This window comes from Pseudomonas helmanticensis (assembly GCF_900182985.1).
Taxonomy (GTDB): domain Bacteria; phylum Pseudomonadota; class Gammaproteobacteria; order Pseudomonadales; family Pseudomonadaceae; genus Aquipseudomonas; species Aquipseudomonas helmanticensis.
Genome location: NZ_FXUY01000001.1, coordinates 1,018,186 through 1,036,676, shown reverse-complemented (window position 1 = coordinate 1,036,676; position 18,491 = coordinate 1,018,186). Strand labels below are relative to the sequence as shown.

Sequence of the window (18,491 nt, the reverse complement as noted above, 5' to 3'; positions counted from 1 at the left end):
CATGCAACCGAGCAATTTCGACTTGTTCGCCGACCACGAACCCGAACAACAACCCCGTGCCGAGCAGATTGGCGAACAGTCATGGCTGCTGCGCGGTTTTGCCCTGCCGGTGGTCGATCAACTTTTGCCGGAACTGGACAGGATTCTGCTCGCAGCACCGTTGCGCCATATGATGACGCCCGGCGGCTTCAGCATGTCGGTGGGCACCAGCAACTGCGGAAAACTGGGTTGGATCACCGATCGCAGCGGTTATCGCTATGCAAGCGCCGATCCGCTCAGCGGCTTGCCGTGGCCGGCGATGCCAGCGGTGTTTGCCGATCTGGCACATTCGGCGGCAGCGCGAGCGGGGTTTACACATTTCGCGGCAGATTCCTGCCTGATCAACCAATATATCCCCGGTGCGAAGATGTCATTGCATCAGGACAAAGACGAAAACTCCTACGCTGCACCGATTGTTTCGCTGTCGCTCGGGTTGCCGGCGATGTTTCTTTTCGGTGGGTTCAATCGCAGTGACAAAAGCCAGCGGATTGCGCTGTTGCATGGCGACATGGTGGTCTGGGGCGGCGTTGATCGGTTGCGCTTTCACGGCGTCTTGCCGATCAAGCACGGTCGACACCCACGTCTGGGCGAACAACGGATCAACCTGACTTTTCGCGTCGCCGGCGAAATACCAAAAGTTTGACCGCAAGGCCCGGAGTGTTGCGCTTGCTGACTCTGGTTAACCTGAATCAAACAGGTCAACGGAAGAATCCACATGAAAACGCTTGCGCCTCTCAACATCGAAAACGATCCACGCTGGGCTGCCGTGGTTGCGCGTGACCCACAAGCTGACGGGCAGTTTGTCTATGCGGTGAAAACCACAGGCATCTATTGCCGCCCAAGCAGCCTTGCGCGGTTGCCGAAACCGCAGAATGTCGAGTTTTTCGAGACTGCCGAACAGGCTGAAGCGGCCGGCTATCGGCCGAGCAAACGCGCCAGCAAGGATCAAACCGAGGTCAGCGCGCAACACGCCGCCACAGTGGCAACAGCCTGTCGGCAGATTGAAGCCGCTGACACGCCACCGGCGCTGAATGAACTCGCCGAAACCGCCGGTTTGAGCCCTTTTCATTTTCATCGGGTTTTCAAAGCCGCTACCGGCCTGACACCAAAAGGCTATGCCGCCGCCCATCGTTCACGTCGCGTGCGTGAGCGCCTGGTAGATGGCGGTTCGGTCACCGACGCGCTATACGATGCCGGTTTCAACTCCAATAGCCGTTTCTACGAATCAGCCGATCAGGTGCTGGGCATGAAGCCCGGTGATTTTCGCGCGGCCGGGCAGAACAACGATATTCGTTTTGCCGTTGGCCAGTGCTCGCTCGGGGCGATTCTGGTAGCGCAAAGTCAACGCGGGGTGTGCGCGATTCTGTTGGGTGACGACCCGCACCAACTGGTCTGTGATCTGCAGGATCAATTTCGCAAAGCCAACCTGATCGGTGCCGATAGCGGCTTTGAGCAATTGATCGCCAAGGTTGTGGGATTTATAGAAGCGCCGGCGATTGGCCTGGATCTGCCCCTGGACGTCAGAGGCACGGCATTTCAGGAACGCGTCTGGCAAGCGCTGCGCGAAATCCCGGCGGGTAGCACGGCCAGTTACGCCGACATCGCCCAACGCATTGGCGCCCCCACCTCGATGCGCGCGGTGGCCCAGGCTTGCGGCGCCAACCGGCTGGCCGTGGCGATCCCTTGCCATCGCGTGGTTCGCAGCGATGGCAATCTCTCGGGTTATCACTGGGGCGTCGAACGCAAGCGGCAGTTGCTCGAGCGCGAAATGCAGCCTTAACGAATGCCGATGTAGACCGCGACTGATTCGGGGCCGGTATAGGCTTCGAAGTCAGTCGCGTAACGCCGTTCAATCTGCGGATTGGCTTCGAAGAACGTCCAGATTTTCCCCCAGGTCGCAATCACCGCGTCGGGCAACGGTCCCTGTGCTTCGAACACCAGATAATCGCCAGCTTCAACCACCACAGCATCGAAACCTTCAGCAGGCTGAGTGACAGCAACGCCGGCGGTCACGTCGAACTGACCCGAAGCATCCGATTCGTAAGCTGAGTACACGCCGTAGACCGGAGAGTTCACTTGCTTGGCGGGCATGTCGTCAGCCAGTCCGCGAGCGAAAAACTCGCCCCACATCGGACCGATTTTTGCTGTCTCGGCCACATGCTCTGCAGCATTGCCGGTGCGGACACGCAAGCCTGAAACCGTGAACGAGTCGATCTGCTGTCGTTTCAAATCCATCGAAAATGCCACTCCCTGTCAATTGAAGTGCAGCGGGTAAGCGCCGCAATGGCGCCTACTCTGTCAGCGATTGACGTCGACCACAACCCTGCCCCGCAGCTTCCCGGCGAGTAGTTTTGGCGCCGCCTCGATGGCTTCGCTCAAGCCGATTTCGTCACTGATCAATGCCAGTAACGAGAAGTCCAGATCCTTGGCCAGACGATCCCAGGCCTCTAAACGGCGCGCCTTGGGCTGGGTCACGCTGTTGATCCCGGCCAGCGTCACACCGCGCAAAATGAACGGCGCCACCGACGCGGGAAAGTCCATGCCCTGAGCCAGGCCACAGGCTGCGACCGTGCCTTCCGAGCGGGTGCTGGCGCAGGCATTCGCCAGCGTGTGACTGCCGACCGAATCGACGACCGCTGCCCAACGTTCTTTGGCCAGAGGCTTGCCCGGCTCGGACAACGTCGCGCGATCGATGATTTCGACAGCGCCCAACTGTTGCAGATATTCATGCTCGGAGACCCGCCCCGTGGACGCGACCACGCGATAACCAAGCTTGCTCAGCAAGGCGATGGCAAAACTGCCGACACCGCCGTTGGCGCCTGTCACCAGCACTTCGCCCTGATCCGGCGTCACCCCGTTGCGCTCCAGCGCGAGGATGCACAGCATTGCCGTGTAGCCCGCCGTACCGATCGCCATGGCTTGCGCCGCCGTAAAGACTTTGGGCAATGGAATCAGCCAGTCGCCGTTGAGCCGAGCCTTTTGCGCCAGCCCCCCCCAATGGTTTTCACCCACGCCCCAACCATTGAGCAACACCTGATCACCGACCTTGTAGTCCGGGTGCGAGCTGACCTCGACAGTGCCCGCCAGATCGATCCCCGGCACCATCGGAAACTTGCGCACCACCGGGCTGCTGCCGGTAATTGCCAGGCCATCCTTGAAGTTCAGCGTGCTGTAGGCAACCCGCACGGTGACATCGCCTGCGGGCAATTGGTCTTCGTTGATCTGCTGCAGGCTGGCGCGGTAACCGCTGTCGTCTTTGTCGATCAATATGGCGTTGAACATGACGGCCTCACTTGGCTGGTTTGAAGATTTCGTCCCTTGAAATACCACATCGCAACACGTTGCCACACTCGACTTTCCGCCAATCCAGCAATCCGCCGGGTATTTCCATGGCGGGCGGCTATGCTTTTTCGACGGTCGTACTTTCGCCGTTATTCCTTTTGAAATCGGCCTGTCGATGGAGCTGACGATGTCTTACCCGCGTTCGTTGTTTGTGATGTTGATCCTGTGTCTGCTGGCGTTTGGCAAGGTGTGCGCAGCCGCCGACGCTACGCCAGCGCAAACGGCCCCGGCGGCGCCGTCGTGGCCGCAAGTCATCACCAGCGGCAAGGCCAAATTGACGGTGTATCAACCACAACTCGACAGCTGGGATGGATACACCCTCAATGCCCGCGCGGCCGTTGAAGCCACCGGTGCCGATGGCAAGTCCACTTACGGCATCGTCCAGTTCAGCGCCCACACCCTGGTCGACAAAGCCACACGCTGGGTTGCGCTCGATCAATACAAGATCATCAAAGCGGATTTCCCCGCCGATGCCAGTCAGGCCAACGCCTGGCTCGCAGCGCTGCAAAAAGATGCCGAAAGCCGCAAGAAAACCATTTCGCTCGATCAGCTGGAAGCCGCTGTCGGCGTACTCTCGGCCGAACAGAAAGCCGACAGCGCGCCACTCGAAAACACGCCGCCGACGATCTTCAGTTCCGAGATTCCGGCACTGCTCGTCTATATCGATGGCGACGCCGCATACCGCCCCGTCGACGGCACCACGCTGCAACGCGTGATCAATACTCGCCCGTTGTTGCTGAAGGATGAACACGGTAAGCACTACCTGCACGTCTTCGATGGCTGGATGGTCGCTGACCAGTTGAACGGCGATTACACGCGCCTGGCTTCGCCACCGGCCGATCTGGAGAAGGCCAAACAGGCCGCGATCAAGAGCCGGCAAGTGGATCTGCTGACCGGGCAGAGTGATCCGAAAGACAAGATCCCCAGCCTCGCCAAGCCGCCACAACCAAAGATCGTTGTCGCCACCACGCCCACCGAGTTGTTGGTCACCGATGGCGCGCCGCAGTGGTCGCCGATTCAAGGCACGGGCCTGTTGTACGTGAGCAATACCACCGGGCACATCTTCAAGGAAATTGGCGACCAGAACAGCTATGTGCTGATTTCCGGTCGATGGTTTCGCGCCAGCGACATGAGCGGCCCGTGGACGTTTACCCCGGCGGACAAATTGCCGGCAGATTTTGCCAACATCCCCGATGACAGCCCGAAAGAGAACGTCAAGGCGTCCGTGGCAGGCACCCCGCAAGCCAAGGAAGCGGCGATTGCCGCGAGCATTCCGCAGACCTCGGCGATCAAGAAAAGCGCGGTCAAAATGACCGCGCCGCAGTTCGACGGCGAACCGCAACTCAAGGCGATCGACAGCACGCCGCTGCAGTATGTGGTCAACAGCGCTACGCCGATAATCCGGGTCGACAACAACAGTTGGTGGGCGGTAGAGAACGGTATCTGGTTCAGCGCGACAACAGTGAATGGCCCTTGGGCCGTGGCCAGCTCGGTACCGGCGGTGATCTATTCGATTCCGCCGAGCTCGCCCATGCATTACCTCACTTACGTCAAAGTCTATGAGTCCAGCGGCGATACCGTGGTTGTCGGTTACACCCCGGGTTATCAGGGCTCGAACCTCGATCCGGCGACCGGCGTCGTGGTCTACGGCACCGGTTATCCGTATACGCCGTGGGTCGGCAGTGTCTGGTACGGCCCGCCAGTCACCTACGGTTTTGGTGTCGCCATCCGTTACACACCCTGGACCGGCTGGACCTTCGGTTTCGGCTTCGGCTGGAGCTGGGGCGGCAGCACTGTCGCGATGGGCTGGGGCTGGGGCGCGTACCCGTGGTGGGGCAATTACGGCTGGGGCTACGCCTGGGGGCCGCACTTGTATCCGGCGCCACTGGCCTGGGGCGGCGCCGCGTACGGTTATCACGGCGGCGCAGTGGCGTGGGGGCCCGGCGGCTGGGCCGGGACGACCGGCAATATCTATCATCAATGGGGCGATCGGGCGACCGTCAGCCGCTCTGGCGCCGGGTACAACGCCTGGACCGGCAATCGCTGGGCCGGCCAGGTCGGTTCGTCCTATAACTCTCGCACCGGCGTTGCCGCCGCCGGCCAACGCGGCGCTGTACACAATGTCTACAACGGCAACTACGCCGCCGGGCGCAGTGGCGAAGTGGTCGGCCCCAACGGTGGCGCCATTGCCGGCGGGCGGGTCACTGCCGGCAATACCCGCAATGGCAGCCAGGTCACGGCCAATCGCGGCGCCGTGTATAACCCCAACACCGGCAATACCACGCAGTTCGGCGGCATTCACGGGCGCAACGGTGGCGCCGCGCACGTTGGCGACAACGTCTACGCCGGCCACGATGGCAACGTCTACAAACGCACCGACAGTGGCTGGCAATCAATGGTCGGCGGCAACGCTACGCGCACGGCGCCGATCAACAACAACGCACAACTGCAAAACCTCAATCGCGAATCCGCCGCGCGCAACGTTGGCAATCAGCGCACCAACAACTTTCATAACTCGTCGCAATTCATGAACCATTCGTTCGGGGGCGGCGGTGGTGGATTCCATCGACGCTGAAAAACTGCACAGGCTGTTCTGAATTTCAGACTGGCTGCGGAGACGGTTTTGCTGTTAAAAAACTGCCTCCGTTTCGTTGTTCGGAGAACCGCTGTAATGAGCCAATGGCCAGACACCCGCATTCTTGATCTGCTTGGCATTCAATTGCCGATCATCCAGGGCCCGATGGCCGGGGCGACGAACTCGTCCATGGTGATAGCCGTGTGCAATGCCGGGGGCCTCGGTTCGATGCCGGCCGCCATGCTGAGCATCGAGCAATTGCGCGAAGAGCTGAAAACCATTCGTCAGCACACCGACAAACCGTTCAACGTCAATTTCTTCTGCCACCAGCCTCCGGCCGCCGATGAGCAACGCGCACAGGCGTGGAAAAATTTGCTGGAGCCGTATTACCGCGAACTGGGCGCCGATTTCGATGCACCGACACCAGTGTCCAATCGGGCGCCGTTCGATGCGGCTGCGTGTGAAGTGCTGGAAGAGTTTCGTCCTGAGGTGGTGAGCTTCCATTTTGGTCTACCGGAAAAGTCCCTGCTCAATCGGGTCAAGGCCACCGGGGCAAAGATCCTCTCGTCTGCGACCACGGTCGATGAAGCCATCTGGCTGGAAAACAACGGCTGCGACGCGATCATCGCCATGGGTTATGAAGCGGGTGGCCATCGCGGGATGTTTCTCAGCGAAGACTTGAGCAGCCAGGTCGGAACGTTTGCGCTGGTGCCCCAGATTGTCGATGCGGTGAGCGTGCCGGTGATTGCTGCCGGCGCAATTGGCGATTCGCGGGGGGTTGCCGCAGCGTTGATGCTTGGCGCGGCGGCGGTACAGGTCGGCACCGCCTACTTGTTTACACCGGAGGCGAAAGTCAGCGCCGCACATCACCAGGCATTGCGCACCGCCAAGGAAAGTGAAACCGCGATCACCAATATTTTCACCGGACGCCCGGCACGGGGTATTCTCAACCGCGCTATGCGTGAGCTGGGGCCGATGTCGTCGAAAGCCCCGGCATTTCCGTTGGCCGGTGGTGCGTTAATGCCGCTGCGAGCCAAGCGTGAGGCAGAGTTTGCCAACCTCTGGGCCGGGCAGGCATTCACGCTAGGCAAAGAGCTCGGCAGCGCTGAATTGACCCGGCAATTGGCGGATGGGGCTTTGGCGAAACTCAAGTAGCGACGGGCTTGAGTCGGCGCCGCTGTCCAGCGGCGCTCACCCCTGTTTGAACCAGTACTTCCCGTTTGGCGGCATTTCGCTATATATTTCGCTATATAGCGAATTCACCCCTCGCATCGGCGCAGTCCACCTCCAACAATAACTGCCCAGTGCACACGCCAACAACGGAGCTGTTACATGACCATTCGTGCCTCACGTTTTGCCCCTACCTGCCTGGCCGCTTTGCTGGCGACCTTCGCCATTGGCGCTGCCCAGGCAGATGAAGTCCAGGTAGCGGTAGCCGCCAACTTCACTGCACCGATCCAGGCGATCGCTGCCGATTTCGAAAAAGACACCGGGCACAAACTGGTTGCAGCCTATGGCGCTACTGGTCAGTTCTATACCCAAATCAAGAACGGCGCACCGTTCGAAGTGTTCCTCTCGGCTGACGACACGACCCCGGAAAAACTCGAAAAAGAAGGCGACACCGTTAAGGGCTCGCGCTTCACCTACGCCATCGGCACCCTGGCACTGTGGTCGGCAAAAGAAGGTTATGTCGACGCCAAGGGCGAGGTTCTGAAAAAGAACGAATACCAGCATCTGTCCATCGCCAACCCGAAAGCCGCGCCATATGGCCTGGCCGCCACCCAGGTGCTGGAAAAACTCAAACTGACCGAAGCGACCAAAGCCAAGATCGTTGAAGGCCAGAACATCACTCAGGCCTACCAGTTCGTTTCCACCGGCAACGCCGAACTCGGCTTCGTAGCGCTGTCGCAGATTTACAAGGACGGCAAAGTCACCAGCGGTTCGGCGTGGATCGTGCCTGCCAGCATGCACGACCCGATCAAACAGGACGCCGTGATTCTCAACAAAGGCAAGGACAACGCCGCCGCCAAAGCGCTGGTTGAATACCTCAAAGGCCCGAAAGCCGCTGCGGTGATCAAGTCCTACGGCTACCAGCTCTAAATGTCGCTGACGAGTGCCGATTTCGCGGCGATCTGGCTGACCCTGAAACTGGCGTCCCTGACCACCGCAATCCTGCTGGTTGTCGGCACTCCGATTGCCCTGTGGTTGTCGCGCAGCCGTTCGTGGTTGCGCGGCCCGATCGGGGCGATCGTCGCCCTGCCCCTCGTGCTGCCTCCCACCGTCATTGGTTTCTATCTGTTGCTGATGATGGGCCCGCACGGTTTTCTCGGCCAATTCACCCAATGGCTGGGGCTGGGCACTCTGACTTTCAGTTTCACCGGCCTGGTGATCGGTTCGGTGATCTATTCCATGCCGTTCGTGGTGCAACCGTTGCAAAACGCGTTCTCGGCAATCGGCACCCGCCCACTGGAAGTGGCCGCAACATTGCGCGCCAATCCCTGGGACACTTTTTTCAGCGTGATTCTGCCTTTGGCGCGCCCCGGTTTTGTCACCGCGGCGATCCTCGGATTCGCGCATACCGTCGGTGAATTCGGCGTGGTACTGATGATCGGCGGCAACATTCCCGACAAGACCCGCGTGGTCTCGGTGCAGATCTATGACCACGTCGAAGCGATGGAATACGCCCAGGCCCATTGGCTGGCCGGGGCGATGCTAGTGTTCTCGTTCCTCGTATTGCTGGCGTTGTACTCCAGCCGCAAAACCCGCGCAGGCTGGAGCTGATCGATGATTGATGCACGTTTGCAACTCGCCTATTCAGGCTTCAGCCTCGACATCGATCTACATCTGCCGGGTCGCGGAGTCAGCGCGTTGTTCGGCCATTCCGGCTCGGGCAAAACCACTTGCCTGCGCTGCATCGCCGGGCTGGAACGTGCCGAACAAGGCTTCGTGCAGATCAACGATGAAATCTGGCAGGACAGCGACAACGGCATTTTTGTCCCGCCGCACAAACGCGCGCTCGGTTACGTGTTTCAGGAAGCCAGCCTGTTTCCGCACCTGTCAGTGCTGGCCAATCTGCAATTCGGTCTGAAGCGTATCGCCAAGTCGCAACGCCGCGTCGACATGGCGCAAGCCACCGAACTGCTTGGTATCGGCCATTTGCTGGAGCGTCATCCGCAACACCTTTCCGGTGGTGAACGCCAACGGGTCGGCATCGCCCGCGCCTTGTTGACCAGCCCGAAACTGCTGCTGATGGATGAACCGCTGGCCGCGCTCGACAGCCAGCGTAAAAACGAAATCCTGCCATACCTGCAACGCCTGCATGACGAACTGGATATTCCGGTGTTGTACGTCAGCCATGCGCAAGACGAAGTCGCACGGCTTGCCGATCACCTGGTGCTGCTTAGCGACGGCAAAGCCTTGGCCAGCGGACCGATCGGCGAAACCCTGGCGCGCCTCGACTTGCCAATGGCGCTGGGCGACGACGCCGGGGTGATCATTGAAGGTCAGGTCAGCGACTACGATACCGAGTATCAATTGCTCAGCCTGCAACTGCCGGCCACCGAAATTGCCATTCGTGTGACGCACGCACCGATGGCGGTGGGTCAGGCCTTGCGCTGCAAGGTGCACGCACGCGACATCAGCCTGACCCTGCAAAACAATGAGTTCAGCAGCATCCTCAATCGACTGCCGGTGACGGTGGTCAGCGAGCAGGCAGCGGACAACGCTGCGCATGTGCTGATCCGTCTCGACGCTGCCGGCACACCGTTGCTGGCGCGGATCACGCGGTTCTCGCGGGATCAGTTGGGCGTGCATCCAGGGCAGCGGCTTTGGGCGCAGATCAAGGCAGTCGCGGTCCTCGCCTGAATCATTCGGCACGACGGCAACGGCGTGCGGTCAATCGTTTTACAGACCGCCGCGCCACCGAAGGAAGCCGCCATGCCCGACACTGCGCTGACTGACGCACTGCCATCCGACCTGCATTACGTCGACGACACCCAGCCGGGGATTACCCGCAAGAAGCTGCGCGGCAAGTTCAGCTATTTCGAGCCGTCGGGCCAGCGCATCAGCGATCCCGATGAAATCAAACGCATCAACGCCCTCGCCGTGCCGCCGGCCTACACCGACGTGTGGATCTGCCCCGACCCGCGCGGTCACCTGCAAGCCACCGGCCGCGACGCCCGCGGTCGCAAGCAATATCGCTATCACTCGCGCTGGCGCGAAGTACGCGATGCCGACAAGTATTCGCGCCTGCGTGAATTTGGCCTGGCGTTGCCGAAACTGCGCAAACAGCTGGAAGCACTCTTGGCCGCACCCGGTTTCAGCCGGGACAAGGTCATGGCCACGGTGATCACGTTGCTCGACGCGACGTTGATCCGGGTCGGTAACACGCAGTACGCCCGCGACAATCGCTCCTACGGCCTGACCACGTTGCGCAGCCGCCATGTCGAGATCAACGGCAGCGCGATTCTGTTCCAGTTTCGGGGCAAGAGCGGCATCGAACACCAGATCACCATCAAAGATCGACGCCTGGCGCGCATCATCAAGCGTTGCCTGGAAATTCCCGGGCAGAACCTGTTCCAGTACCTGGATGAAAACGGTGAGCGGCACACGGTCAGCTCTTCCGACGTCAACACCTACCTGCAAACCCTGACCGGCGCCGACTTTACCGCCAAGGACTACCGCACCTGGGCCGGCAGCGCGCTGGCCTTGGCGGTGCTGCGCCAACTGACCCACGAAACCGAAACCGAAGCCAAGCGCCATGTCGTCGAGACGGTCAAAGGCGTGGCCAAGCAGTTGGGCAACACGCCGGCAGTGTGCCGCAAGTGCTATATCCACCCTGCCGTGGTGGAAAAATTCATGCTCGGTGCCCTCGCCGAACTGCCGCGACCCCGCGTGCGCAAAGGGCTGCGTGCCGAGGAAGTGGCGCTGGCGATGTTCCTCGAACAGATGAGCGAAATGACCGACGCACCTTGATCATCGTTTCAGCGTGAACTAGGCTAGCCACCTTTCTCCTCTCAGGACGACCGCAGAAGTGAACAACCCGGCCTTCTAAAAATGCCTTCGCGACACGCCGTTTCTGGCGCTTGTCGGTTTTCACGACATTTTTCTGGAGGTGCCGATGACTCACGTCTCGCGTACGCCCGCACTCGTCTCCCTGAATCAATCGAGCTTTCATTTCGCCAATGGCGAGACGATTTTCGACGCCCTGAATCTAAAGTTCGATCATTTGCCGACCGCTATCGTCGGCCGCACCGGTGTCGGCAAAAGCGTGCTCGCGCGCCTGATTGCCGGACATTTGCAGCCTACCACCGGCACGATCACCCGCTGTGCAACCGTGCATTACGTCGCGCAATCATTCATCGCCACGGCCGGGCAAACCGTTGCCGAGGCGACTGGCACCGCCACAGTGCTGGCGGCGCTGCACAGGCTCAATCAGGGCAGCGCCTCGGCCGAGGATTTTGACCTTGTCGGCGAGCGCTGGGATCTGCCGGATCGCTTGCGCCAAAGCCTCGACGACGCCGGCCTCCGCGAGATTGCCGCCAACGATCTGGCCGAGCATCTAAGCGGCGGTCAACAGGCGAAAATCGCCCTGATCGCTGCGTTGTTGAGCGACGCGCAATTGCTGGTGCTGGATGAGCCGAGCAATCACCTCGACAGCAGCGGTCGCGAATGGCTGATGCGCAGCCTTGAACACTGGCGCGGCGGCTTGATTGTCGTCAGCCATGATCGACAGTTGCTTGAACAGATGCAGCGCATCGTCGAACTCACGCCGTTGGGCGCGAACGTTTTCAGCGGCAGTTATGCGCAATTCGTCGAGCAGCGTCGAATCCACCAAGCGGCGGCGCAGGCTCATCTCGACCAGGCGCGCAACGAGCGCCAGCGCGAGCGAGCACGGCTGCAACGCGAGCACGACACGATCCAGCGCCACGCTGCCGGCAGTCGCCGTAACGCCGAAACTGCAAACGTCTCCGGCTTCGAACGAGCGGCGCTGAAAGCCGCCGCGAAAGAAATCATGGGGCAGGTGAAAGTCGGCCATCAGGCGCGCAAATCTGATCTGGACGCGCGCGTCCGTGAGGCCTACGCGAAAGTACTGCCTGAGGATGGCGTGCTGATCAACCTGCCGGGAAGCGTGGTGCCGAGTACCCGCCAGGTCTGCACGTTGATCGATGCCTGTCTGCCATGGTTGCCTGGCGATGCGCCGACATCCCGCCTGAATCTTGCCATTCATGGGCCGATGCGCATTGCCGTCAGCGGGCCAAACGGTTGCGGCAAATCGACCCTGTTGCGGATGCTCGCTGGAGAACTGCGCCCGGCGAGCGGTGAATGCGCCACCCACGTGCCTTTGGCTTTTCTCGATCAGCAATTGCGCCTGCTCGATGAACGAACTGCAATTGTCGAACAGTTGCAGGCGCAGCGATCACCGTTGGACGAAGGCACCTTGCGCAGCTACCTGGCCCATCTGCAACTGGATGCCCGGCGGGTGACCCTGCCCTGCTCGTCACTGAGTGGCGGCGAACGCTTGAAAGCCGCGCTCGCCCTGGCGTTGTGGCGCCAGGTACCGGCGCAATTGCTCTTGCTCGATGAGCCGAGCAATCACCTTGACCTGAAATCGGTGGAAGCTTTCGAACACGCCTTGCAGACTTTTCCCGGAGCAATTGTCGCGGTTTCCCACGACAGGGTATTTCTCAAGGCGTTGAATCCCAGCCATGTCCTGAGCTGGCACCCGACTGGCTGGCAGTGGCAACCGACGAGCTGAGCCGGGTATTTTTTGCACGATTGCCGCGGCCTTCTATAGTTGATGTGACACGAATCAGCTGCGGTGACGCCATGGAAGACATTTTCGTCGTGAAGCGTTGCAACAAGATCATCATTCACGGTCGACGCGCCGGAGAAAGCCAGCATGATCCTGCCGAAGCCCACAGCTGGTTCCGCATCTGCGATACGCGTACCGGCGGTTTCATCGGCGACGGCTATGACGCGCAAGAGGATGCCCGGCGCGAATGCCAACGCCTCAACGCAGCCAGTTCGCCACTACCGGCCCGCCAGTCCTCCGGCTGATGCCGTGCAAAAGCGGGTCTATACTGAAACCAGCTGACGGAGCAGCACCCCAACGGCACAAGGCTCGCGACTCGCGGGCTTTTTGCTGCAGCTCAGGTTTCATGAAAAACGGAGGTGTTCCATGTCCGAAAAAGAGTCCATCACCACCCTCCTCACCCTGCTCGACGCCCGGCAGGCGCGCCTCGCGGCCGCTTGCAAAGAGATCGCCGACTGGGTCGATCACCAAGGCGGGCACCCGACCGCCCTGCGCATCCGTGATCGTCTGAACGACATCGAGAAAGACGCGCCATTGATCCGCAACACGCTGTCGACGCTCAGGCCTGCCGACCGGCCGCTGCCACGGTTCAGGTAAGCGCTGTACGCACCAGAGTCGCTTGCGGGTGTTCTACCGGTGGTTCATTTTGCTGAACGCCTGCTGTCGTGCGTGGTCGAAAAAGATACACGTCACGAAGGAGGCGTCTGATGGTTATTCATTTCAGTGTTGAAGGACATCTGGCCTGTGGTCACAAGGGCCAACATCTCACGGCGAGCCGCGAACTGAACCGCGTCAAGTGCCGCAGCTGCCGCAATACCGATGCGTATAAACAAGCCCGCAAGGATCAACGCAACGCCGCACGCCGAGCGTCGCGCCAGCCCAAAACCAACCATAGCCTGGTGAACTGGCGCACCGAGTGGCAGGAACGCCTCTCTGCGATGGGCGGCCGCCAGCGTTTACCGCGTGGCTTTGCTCAACAACGCTTCGTTTAACGTACAAAAAAGGGTCGCTTTTTTCGACCCTTTTTTATTCGCCAACAACCCGCGTACCGTCGGTGCGCAATATTAGCCGCTTACACCGCAATCCTTGGCGCCAGACCGCGGCGGGACAGCCCAGCTTGTAACGCAAACGCGACCAACACCGTCGACGGCGCAGAAAAACTGCTCAGCCCGGCCCCGGCAAACATCAACGCAAGCCCCAGCGCCGTAGCGCCAAACCATGCGCTCAAACCTGCCGGATTGAATGCCGTCACCTCATCGAGCGTTGTAACGTCGTTGCGTCCGTAGAGAATCTGCGCCAGCGCCACACCGACCCAGGCGACGACGAAAATCCCCTGATAGGCCAGCGCCTTGAGCAAGTAGGCGAACACGTCCGCAAGCATCAAGCCGTACACGATTACCCCGACTACCAGCGCCCAGAGCAAGTACGAACCGCGCACACCAAAACGCCCGAAGAACGCCTGCATGTTCAACGTCGCCAGGTAGTAATTGGCGGTGTTGATCCGGGTTTGTGTCGCCCAGACAAACAGCAGTCCCCACAAGCCCATCAACTGCAGGATCGCCATCACCACCGACACCTCGTTCAACGCACCTTCGTGGGGAATGCTGCTGACCAGATAGATGCCCGCCGCGCCGTTGAGCAGAAACGTCACCGCGTAGAACGGCATGCCGAAGTTCCAGCGGCCGTGATACTCAGCGTCTTCAGCCTTGCCGAAACGGGCGTAATCGAAGGTGAACAGCATCAGCACCCAGACGCCCATATAGGCGACAAAGCAATGCCACCAGCCGAATGCGTCAGGCGTTTGCGGGCCGAAATCCAGCCACTGCGGCTGGTAGCCATAACGACTGACCGACAGCCCCACCGCCACCAGCAAACCGCCGAGGTAGACCGGCAGCAACACGCCGTTGAGCTTGTCCAGCCAGTGCTGCACGCTGCCGAGGATCATCGGCACGCTGTACAACACCACCGCCAGTGCGGCCAATGGATAGACCAACCGCGGATACAGATGATGCAGCGCCACGGCGATCACCGAACCTTCGAACACGGCGTAATAGATCGCCGTGGAAAAGAAGATCAACGTCGCCAGACACGCACCCGTGCGGCCAAACAACAGTCGCGAAAACAACGCTACCGACAAGCCGCTGCGGATCGCGAAACGACTGAGCACACTGTTGACCAGGCCGTAGCTGATCACCGACAGAACCATGCCGATCAGCGCATTGCGCGCACCGAACGACAACGCCAGCGAAGCGCCGACAACGATGTAGAACATCGCACTGCACACCGCCCACCAGGCCATGGTCAGCGACAGTCGGCCCATGCGTGCTTGCGCGGGTACGGGATGCTGCGCCGGGTCTTGTCCGGTTTGACTCGATTGCGATAAAGCGGCCATATGCGTGAACTCCAGAACCAGTCAGAGGTTGAAGCGCGGGCAGCCGTCACCGCACCGAAGTGCGGCGTTGGCTCGCCGTTTGGCATGGCCCGCGCGATGCGGCGGGCAGAATCAGGAAGGGAACAGCTTGCTCAGGCAGCTGAGTTTTTTCTTGTAGGAACGTCGCGCTTCCAGCGCCTCTTCGAGGGTCACCGCGACAAAGCGGGCCTTCTGGTTGGGTTGCATCTGGCCGATCAAATCGAGGTCGGCGCTGATCACTGTGCCGATCATCGCGTAGCCACCACCGGACACCGCATCGCGGTGCAGGACGATGGGTTCGAGCCCGGCCGGCACCTGGATCGAACCGATCGGGTAGCAACTGTCGACGATGTTCGAGGGATCGGAACCGGCACCGAAAGGCTGTTCGCGCGGCTGAAAAGTCAGTGCGCTGCCGCCCTTGAAGCGATAGCCGATGCGGTCGGCTTCCGAACCGACCGTCCACGGCTCGGCGAAAAAGCTTTTTGCCGCCGCTTCGCTCAGGCGCTCGTAATACAGGCCCGGTACCACCCGCAGGGTAATTTCACCGCCCAGCGATTGCCGCAGCGCCATCGGCAAACTGGCGCCAACGCGACCTTTGCCAGTGGCCGTGCCGATCGGCAATTCATCGCCCGCCACCAGCCGCCGGCCTTGAAAACCGCCGAGTGCACCCAGCGCGTAGGTTGAACGACTGCCGAGCACCAGCGGCACATCAACTCCTCCCGCCACCGCCAGATAAGTCCGCGCGCCAGCCTTGGGGAAATCAAAACGCAGCACCTGCCCGGCCTTCACCATGAAGGCCGTGTCGTGGTGCATTTCCACGCCATCGACCCGCGGCGTCATGTGCGCGCCGCACACCGCCACCAGCGCGTCCTGCTGAAATTCCAGCTCCGGCCCGAGCAGCGTGCATTCCAGCGCGGCAAACCCTGCGGGATTGCCAACCAGTTGATTGGCTGCACTCAACGCGTACTGATCAAGCGCCCCGGAAGGTGGAATGCCCAAGTGGTAATAACCTTCGCGACCCAGATCCTGTACTGAGGTGGCGAGACCGGGTTTGAGTACCTTGATCATGCCAGCACCTCCTGCAGCGACTTGGGATATCCGATCGGATCGGCGAGGAACGCATCCAGCGAAAACTCCACCGGGCGAATCCGTAGATCAAAGCGCCCTGCCTCCACTTCAGCCACGGCGTGATCGTAGGCTTCACGGTCCATCGGCTTGAACTGCACGATGTCGCCCGGACGGAAAAACACCATGTGTTCTTTCAGGTAAGCGAGGTTCTGTTGCGGGTCATAAATGGGCGCCGGCGTGACGCCGAACATCTGATAACCACCGGCACCGCGCACCGAGTAAATGCAGCCAAAGCAACCGCCATGACCGAGGGTCAGCTTCGGCGTATCGGTGCGTGGCCGCAGGTATTTCGGCACCTGCAACTGACGCTCGCGCTCGACCATCTGGAACATGAAGGGCAGCCCGGCGACGAAGCCGACCATCGAGACAAACCACGGTGCTCCGCTGTGTGCGGCAATGAAGGCGTCGACGTCCGCCAGACCGTTGATCCGCGCGGCGTACTCCAGATCCGTGGCGCTGGGATCTTGATGCCGGTCGCGAAAACGCATCAGGGTTTCATGGGTCCACGGATCGTTGTAGAGCACCGGAATCTCGATGATCCGCGTGTGCAACGTGCGCTCGGCTACCGCTTGCGCCTCGGCACCTTTCACGGCTTCGAGCAAGGTGTGCGGGGCGATGCGATCCGGGTCGAAACGAATCTGGAACGAAGCGTTGGCCAGGCACACATCGAGCACGCCATCCAGCGCCAGCCGTTCCACCGCGCGCGTGACGGCCAGGCCTTTGAAAAACGCATCGAGGGACATGCTGTCGCTGACTTCGGCAAACAAATGCTCGTCGGCACCAAAGCTGTAACGGATCGGCGTACTCATGCGGCACCTCCGCTACGGCGCGCGGCCAGCCAGGTTTCCAGGGTGCCGGTATGAAAATCGGCGCTGTGCAGCCAAGGTTGCGCGAGCAATTCTCCGTGCAGCGCCAAGGTGCTGGCCATGCCGCCCAGCGTGGTTTGCTCGACCGCGAGCCGCGCCCGGGCCAACGCTTCGGCCCGATCGGCACCGTGCACGATCAGCTTGGCCAGCAGCGAGTCATAGTAAGGCGGCACGCGGTAGCCTTGATACAGGTGAGTGTCGACGCGAATGCCCTCGCCTTGCGGCCAGATCAGTTCCTCGACCAGCCCTGGACTTGGGAAGAAGTCGCGCTGCGGGTCTTCGGCGTTCAGGCGCATTTGCACGGCCGCGCCATTCAGGCGAATGTCACTCTGCTGGAGACCCAGCGGCGCGCCGCCGGCGATGCGCAACATCGCCTGCACCAGATCGATGCCGGTGATCAGCTCGCTGACCGGGTGCTCGACCTGAATCCGCGTGTTCATCTCGATAAAGAAGAACTCGCCGGTGGCGTCGTCATACAGATATTCGAGAGTACCGGCGCCCTTGTAGCCCAACGACTCGGTCAGGCGCACGGCACTGGCGCAGAGGGTTTCCCGCTGTTGTTGGCTGAGGACCGGCGACGGCGCCTCTTCGAAGATTTTCTGTCGGCGACGCTGCAGTGAACACTCGCGCTCAAACAGATGCACCGCGTGCTCACCGTCACCCAAAACCTGCACTTCAATGTGCCGCGCCCGGCTGATAAACCGCTCCAGATAGACTGCGCCATTGCCGAACGCGGCTTGGGCTTCACGCTGCGAGCGAGGAAATTCTTCTGCTAATTGCTGCGCGTTTTCTGCCAGGCGAATACCGCGTCCACCACCACCCGCCGAGGCCTTGATCAATAGCGGGAAGCCAACGGTTTCAGCTGCCTTAAGTGCCGATTCAACGTCAAACAATTCACCCGGCGACCCCGGCACCACTGGCACGCCGGCCGCCTGCGCGGTGCGGCGGGCTTCGGCTTTATCGCCCATACGCCGGATCGTCTCTGCGCTCGGGCCGACAAAAATCGCCCCGGCGGCAACTACCGCTTCGGCAAAATCAGCGTTCTCCGAAAGAAAGCCGTAACCGGGATGCACCGCGTTGGCGCCCGTGGATTTCAGGGCGCCGAGCAACGCCTCGACGTTCAGGTAACTTTTATCAGCACGAGCCGGGCCGAGAACATGCACCTCGTCGGCCATGCGCGCCGCTTGCGAGTCGACGTCCGCCTCGCTGCACGCGGCAACGGTGGGAATCCCCAGCGCTTTGGCGGCACGGATAATCCGCACCGCGATCTCGCCACGGTTGGCGATCAACAGTTTATGAATGCCTTGAGTCATGATC

18 protein-coding genes are annotated in these 18,491 nt (G+C 60.9%); 12 read left to right on the top strand and 6 right to left on the bottom strand.

Features of this window, described 5'->3' with window-relative positions:
* Position 1: 1 nt before the first annotated feature.
* Positions 2 to 682 (top strand): DNA oxidative demethylase AlkB, encoded by a 681-nt coding sequence (gene alkB / locus QOL84_RS04795; protein WP_283438619.1) that lies wholly within the window; start codon positions 2 to 4, stop codon positions 680 to 682.
* Positions 683 to 754: 72 nt separating this feature from the next.
* Positions 755 to 1,819, top strand: coding sequence for a bifunctional DNA-binding transcriptional regulator/O6-methylguanine-DNA methyltransferase Ada (gene ada, locus QOL84_RS04790; RefSeq protein WP_283436385.1), 1,065 nt, complete (start codon positions 755 to 757; stop codon positions 1,817 to 1,819).
* Here ada and QOL84_RS04785 read toward each other — a convergent pair.
* Both QOL84_RS04785 and acuI read right to left on the bottom strand, forming a co-directional pair.
* A complete protein-coding gene (locus QOL84_RS04785) occupies positions 1,816 to 2,274 on the bottom strand; it encodes a GyrI-like domain-containing protein (protein ID WP_283436384.1) in 459 nt (152 codons plus the stop codon). The two genes, ada and QOL84_RS04785, sit on opposite strands and share 4 nt — an antisense overlap.
* Before the next feature lie 63 nt (positions 2,275 to 2,337).
* Positions 2,338 to 3,321: an acrylyl-CoA reductase (NADPH) gene (acuI, locus tag QOL84_RS04780; RefSeq protein WP_283436383.1), complete on the bottom strand. Its 984-nt coding sequence runs from the start codon at positions 3,319 to 3,321 to the stop codon at positions 2,338 to 2,340.
* 187 nt (positions 3,322 to 3,508) lie between these two features.
* Here acuI and QOL84_RS04775 point away from each other — a divergent pair, with 187 nt between their 5' ends.
* The 10 genes from QOL84_RS04775 (at position 3,509) to QOL84_RS04730 (ending at position 13,762) form a co-directional block, all read left to right on the top strand.
* A complete protein-coding gene (locus QOL84_RS04775) occupies positions 3,509 to 5,956 on the top strand; it encodes an autotransporter (protein WP_283436382.1) in 2,448 nt (815 codons plus the stop codon).
* A 96-nt stretch (positions 5,957 to 6,052) separates the two neighbouring features.
* Positions 6,053 to 7,111 (top strand): NAD(P)H-dependent flavin oxidoreductase, encoded by a 1,059-nt coding sequence (locus QOL84_RS04770; protein WP_283436381.1) that lies wholly within the window; start codon positions 6,053 to 6,055, stop codon positions 7,109 to 7,111.
* Between the two features lie 177 nt (positions 7,112 to 7,288).
* Complete coding sequence (modA, locus tag QOL84_RS04765; RefSeq protein ID WP_129394043.1) at positions 7,289 to 8,056, top strand: molybdate ABC transporter substrate-binding protein; 768 nt, start codon at positions 7,289 to 7,291, stop codon at positions 8,054 to 8,056.
* Positions 8,057 to 8,737: a molybdate ABC transporter permease subunit gene (modB, locus tag QOL84_RS04760; RefSeq protein WP_129394045.1), complete on the top strand. Its 681-nt coding sequence runs from the start codon at positions 8,057 to 8,059 to the stop codon at positions 8,735 to 8,737.
* A gap of 3 nt (positions 8,738 to 8,740) precedes the next feature.
* On the top strand, positions 8,741 to 9,820 hold the full coding sequence (gene modC / locus QOL84_RS04755; RefSeq protein WP_283436380.1) for a molybdenum ABC transporter ATP-binding protein: 1,080 nt from the start codon (positions 8,741 to 8,743) through the stop codon (positions 9,818 to 9,820).
* A 72-nt stretch (positions 9,821 to 9,892) separates the two neighbouring features.
* The gene (locus QOL84_RS04750) at positions 9,893 to 10,930 is read left to right on the top strand and encodes a DNA topoisomerase IB (protein ID WP_283436379.1); all 1,038 of its coding nucleotides are present in this window, start codon (positions 9,893 to 9,895) and stop codon (positions 10,928 to 10,930) included.
* Between the two features lie 145 nt (positions 10,931 to 11,075).
* A complete protein-coding gene (locus tag QOL84_RS04745) occupies positions 11,076 to 12,713 on the top strand; it encodes an ABC-F family ATP-binding cassette domain-containing protein (protein ID WP_283436378.1) in 1,638 nt (545 codons plus the stop codon).
* Positions 12,714 to 12,784: 71 nt separating this feature from the next.
* The gene (locus QOL84_RS04740; RefSeq protein ID WP_129394057.1) at positions 12,785 to 13,015 is read left to right on the top strand and encodes a hypothetical protein; all 231 of its coding nucleotides are present in this window, start codon (positions 12,785 to 12,787) and stop codon (positions 13,013 to 13,015) included.
* 121 nt (positions 13,016 to 13,136) lie between these two features.
* Complete coding sequence (locus QOL84_RS04735; protein WP_129394059.1) at positions 13,137 to 13,367, top strand: hypothetical protein; 231 nt, start codon at positions 13,137 to 13,139, stop codon at positions 13,365 to 13,367.
* A gap of 110 nt (positions 13,368 to 13,477) precedes the next feature.
* A complete protein-coding gene (locus QOL84_RS04730; RefSeq protein ID WP_283436377.1) occupies positions 13,478 to 13,762 on the top strand; it encodes a hypothetical protein in 285 nt (94 codons plus the stop codon).
* Between the two features lie 80 nt (positions 13,763 to 13,842).
* Here QOL84_RS04730 and QOL84_RS04725 read toward each other — a convergent pair whose 3' ends face one another.
* The 4 genes from QOL84_RS04725 to QOL84_RS04710 form a co-directional block, all read right to left on the bottom strand.
* Positions 13,843 to 15,162 carry a purine-cytosine permease family protein gene (locus tag QOL84_RS04725; RefSeq protein ID WP_283436376.1) on the bottom strand — a complete coding sequence of 440 codons (1,320 nt, stop codon included), beginning with the start codon at positions 15,160 to 15,162 and terminating at the stop codon, positions 13,843 to 13,845.
* A gap of 111 nt (positions 15,163 to 15,273) precedes the next feature.
* Positions 15,274 to 16,248: a 5-oxoprolinase subunit C family protein gene (locus QOL84_RS04720; RefSeq protein ID WP_283436375.1), complete on the bottom strand. Its 975-nt coding sequence runs from the start codon at positions 16,246 to 16,248 to the stop codon at positions 15,274 to 15,276.
* The gene (locus QOL84_RS04715; protein WP_129394067.1) at positions 16,245 to 17,117 is read right to left on the bottom strand and encodes a 5-oxoprolinase subunit B family protein; all 873 of its coding nucleotides are present in this window, start codon (positions 17,115 to 17,117) and stop codon (positions 16,245 to 16,247) included. The genes QOL84_RS04720 and QOL84_RS04715 overlap by 4 nt, the downstream gene beginning before the upstream one ends.
* A complete protein-coding gene (locus tag QOL84_RS04710) occupies positions 17,114 to 18,487 on the bottom strand; it encodes an acetyl-CoA carboxylase biotin carboxylase subunit (RefSeq protein ID WP_283436374.1) in 1,374 nt (457 codons plus the stop codon). The genes QOL84_RS04715 and QOL84_RS04710 overlap by 4 nt, the downstream gene beginning before the upstream one ends.
* Between the last annotated feature and the right edge of the window lie 4 nt (positions 18,488 to 18,491).

Coding starts and splice junctions, on each gene's coding strand:
- alkB (WP_283438619.1), top strand. CDS start 2: ATGCAACCGAGCAATTTCGACTTGTTCGCCGACCACGAACCCGAACAA.
- ada (WP_283436385.1), top strand. CDS start 755: ATGAAAACGCTTGCGCCTCTCAACATCGAAAACGATCCACGCTGGGCT.
- QOL84_RS04785 (WP_283436384.1), bottom strand. CDS start 2,274: ATGGATTTGAAACGACAGCAGATCGACTCGTTCACGGTTTCAGGCTTG.
- acuI (WP_283436383.1), bottom strand. CDS start 3,321: ATGTTCAACGCCATATTGATCGACAAAGACGACAGCGGTTACCGCGCC.
- QOL84_RS04775 (WP_283436382.1), top strand. CDS start 3,509: ATGTCTTACCCGCGTTCGTTGTTTGTGATGTTGATCCTGTGTCTGCTG.
- QOL84_RS04770 (WP_283436381.1), top strand. CDS start 6,053: ATGAGCCAATGGCCAGACACCCGCATTCTTGATCTGCTTGGCATTCAA.
- modA (WP_129394043.1), top strand. CDS start 7,289: ATGACCATTCGTGCCTCACGTTTTGCCCCTACCTGCCTGGCCGCTTTG.
- modB (WP_129394045.1), top strand. CDS start 8,057: ATGTCGCTGACGAGTGCCGATTTCGCGGCGATCTGGCTGACCCTGAAA.
- modC (WP_283436380.1), top strand. CDS start 8,741: ATGATTGATGCACGTTTGCAACTCGCCTATTCAGGCTTCAGCCTCGAC.
- QOL84_RS04750 (WP_283436379.1), top strand. CDS start 9,893: ATGCCCGACACTGCGCTGACTGACGCACTGCCATCCGACCTGCATTAC.
- QOL84_RS04745 (WP_283436378.1), top strand. CDS start 11,076: ATGACTCACGTCTCGCGTACGCCCGCACTCGTCTCCCTGAATCAATCG.
- QOL84_RS04740 (WP_129394057.1), top strand. CDS start 12,785: ATGGAAGACATTTTCGTCGTGAAGCGTTGCAACAAGATCATCATTCAC.
- QOL84_RS04735 (WP_129394059.1), top strand. CDS start 13,137: ATGTCCGAAAAAGAGTCCATCACCACCCTCCTCACCCTGCTCGACGCC.
- QOL84_RS04730 (WP_283436377.1), top strand. CDS start 13,478: ATGGTTATTCATTTCAGTGTTGAAGGACATCTGGCCTGTGGTCACAAG.
- QOL84_RS04725 (WP_283436376.1), bottom strand. CDS start 15,162: ATGGCCGCTTTATCGCAATCGAGTCAAACCGGACAAGACCCGGCGCAG.
- QOL84_RS04720 (WP_283436375.1), bottom strand. CDS start 16,248: ATGATCAAGGTACTCAAACCCGGTCTCGCCACCTCAGTACAGGATCTG.
- QOL84_RS04715 (WP_129394067.1), bottom strand. CDS start 17,117: ATGAGTACGCCGATCCGTTACAGCTTTGGTGCCGACGAGCATTTGTTT.
- QOL84_RS04710 (WP_283436374.1), bottom strand. CDS start 18,487: ATGACTCAAGGCATTCATAAACTGTTGATCGCCAACCGTGGCGAGATC.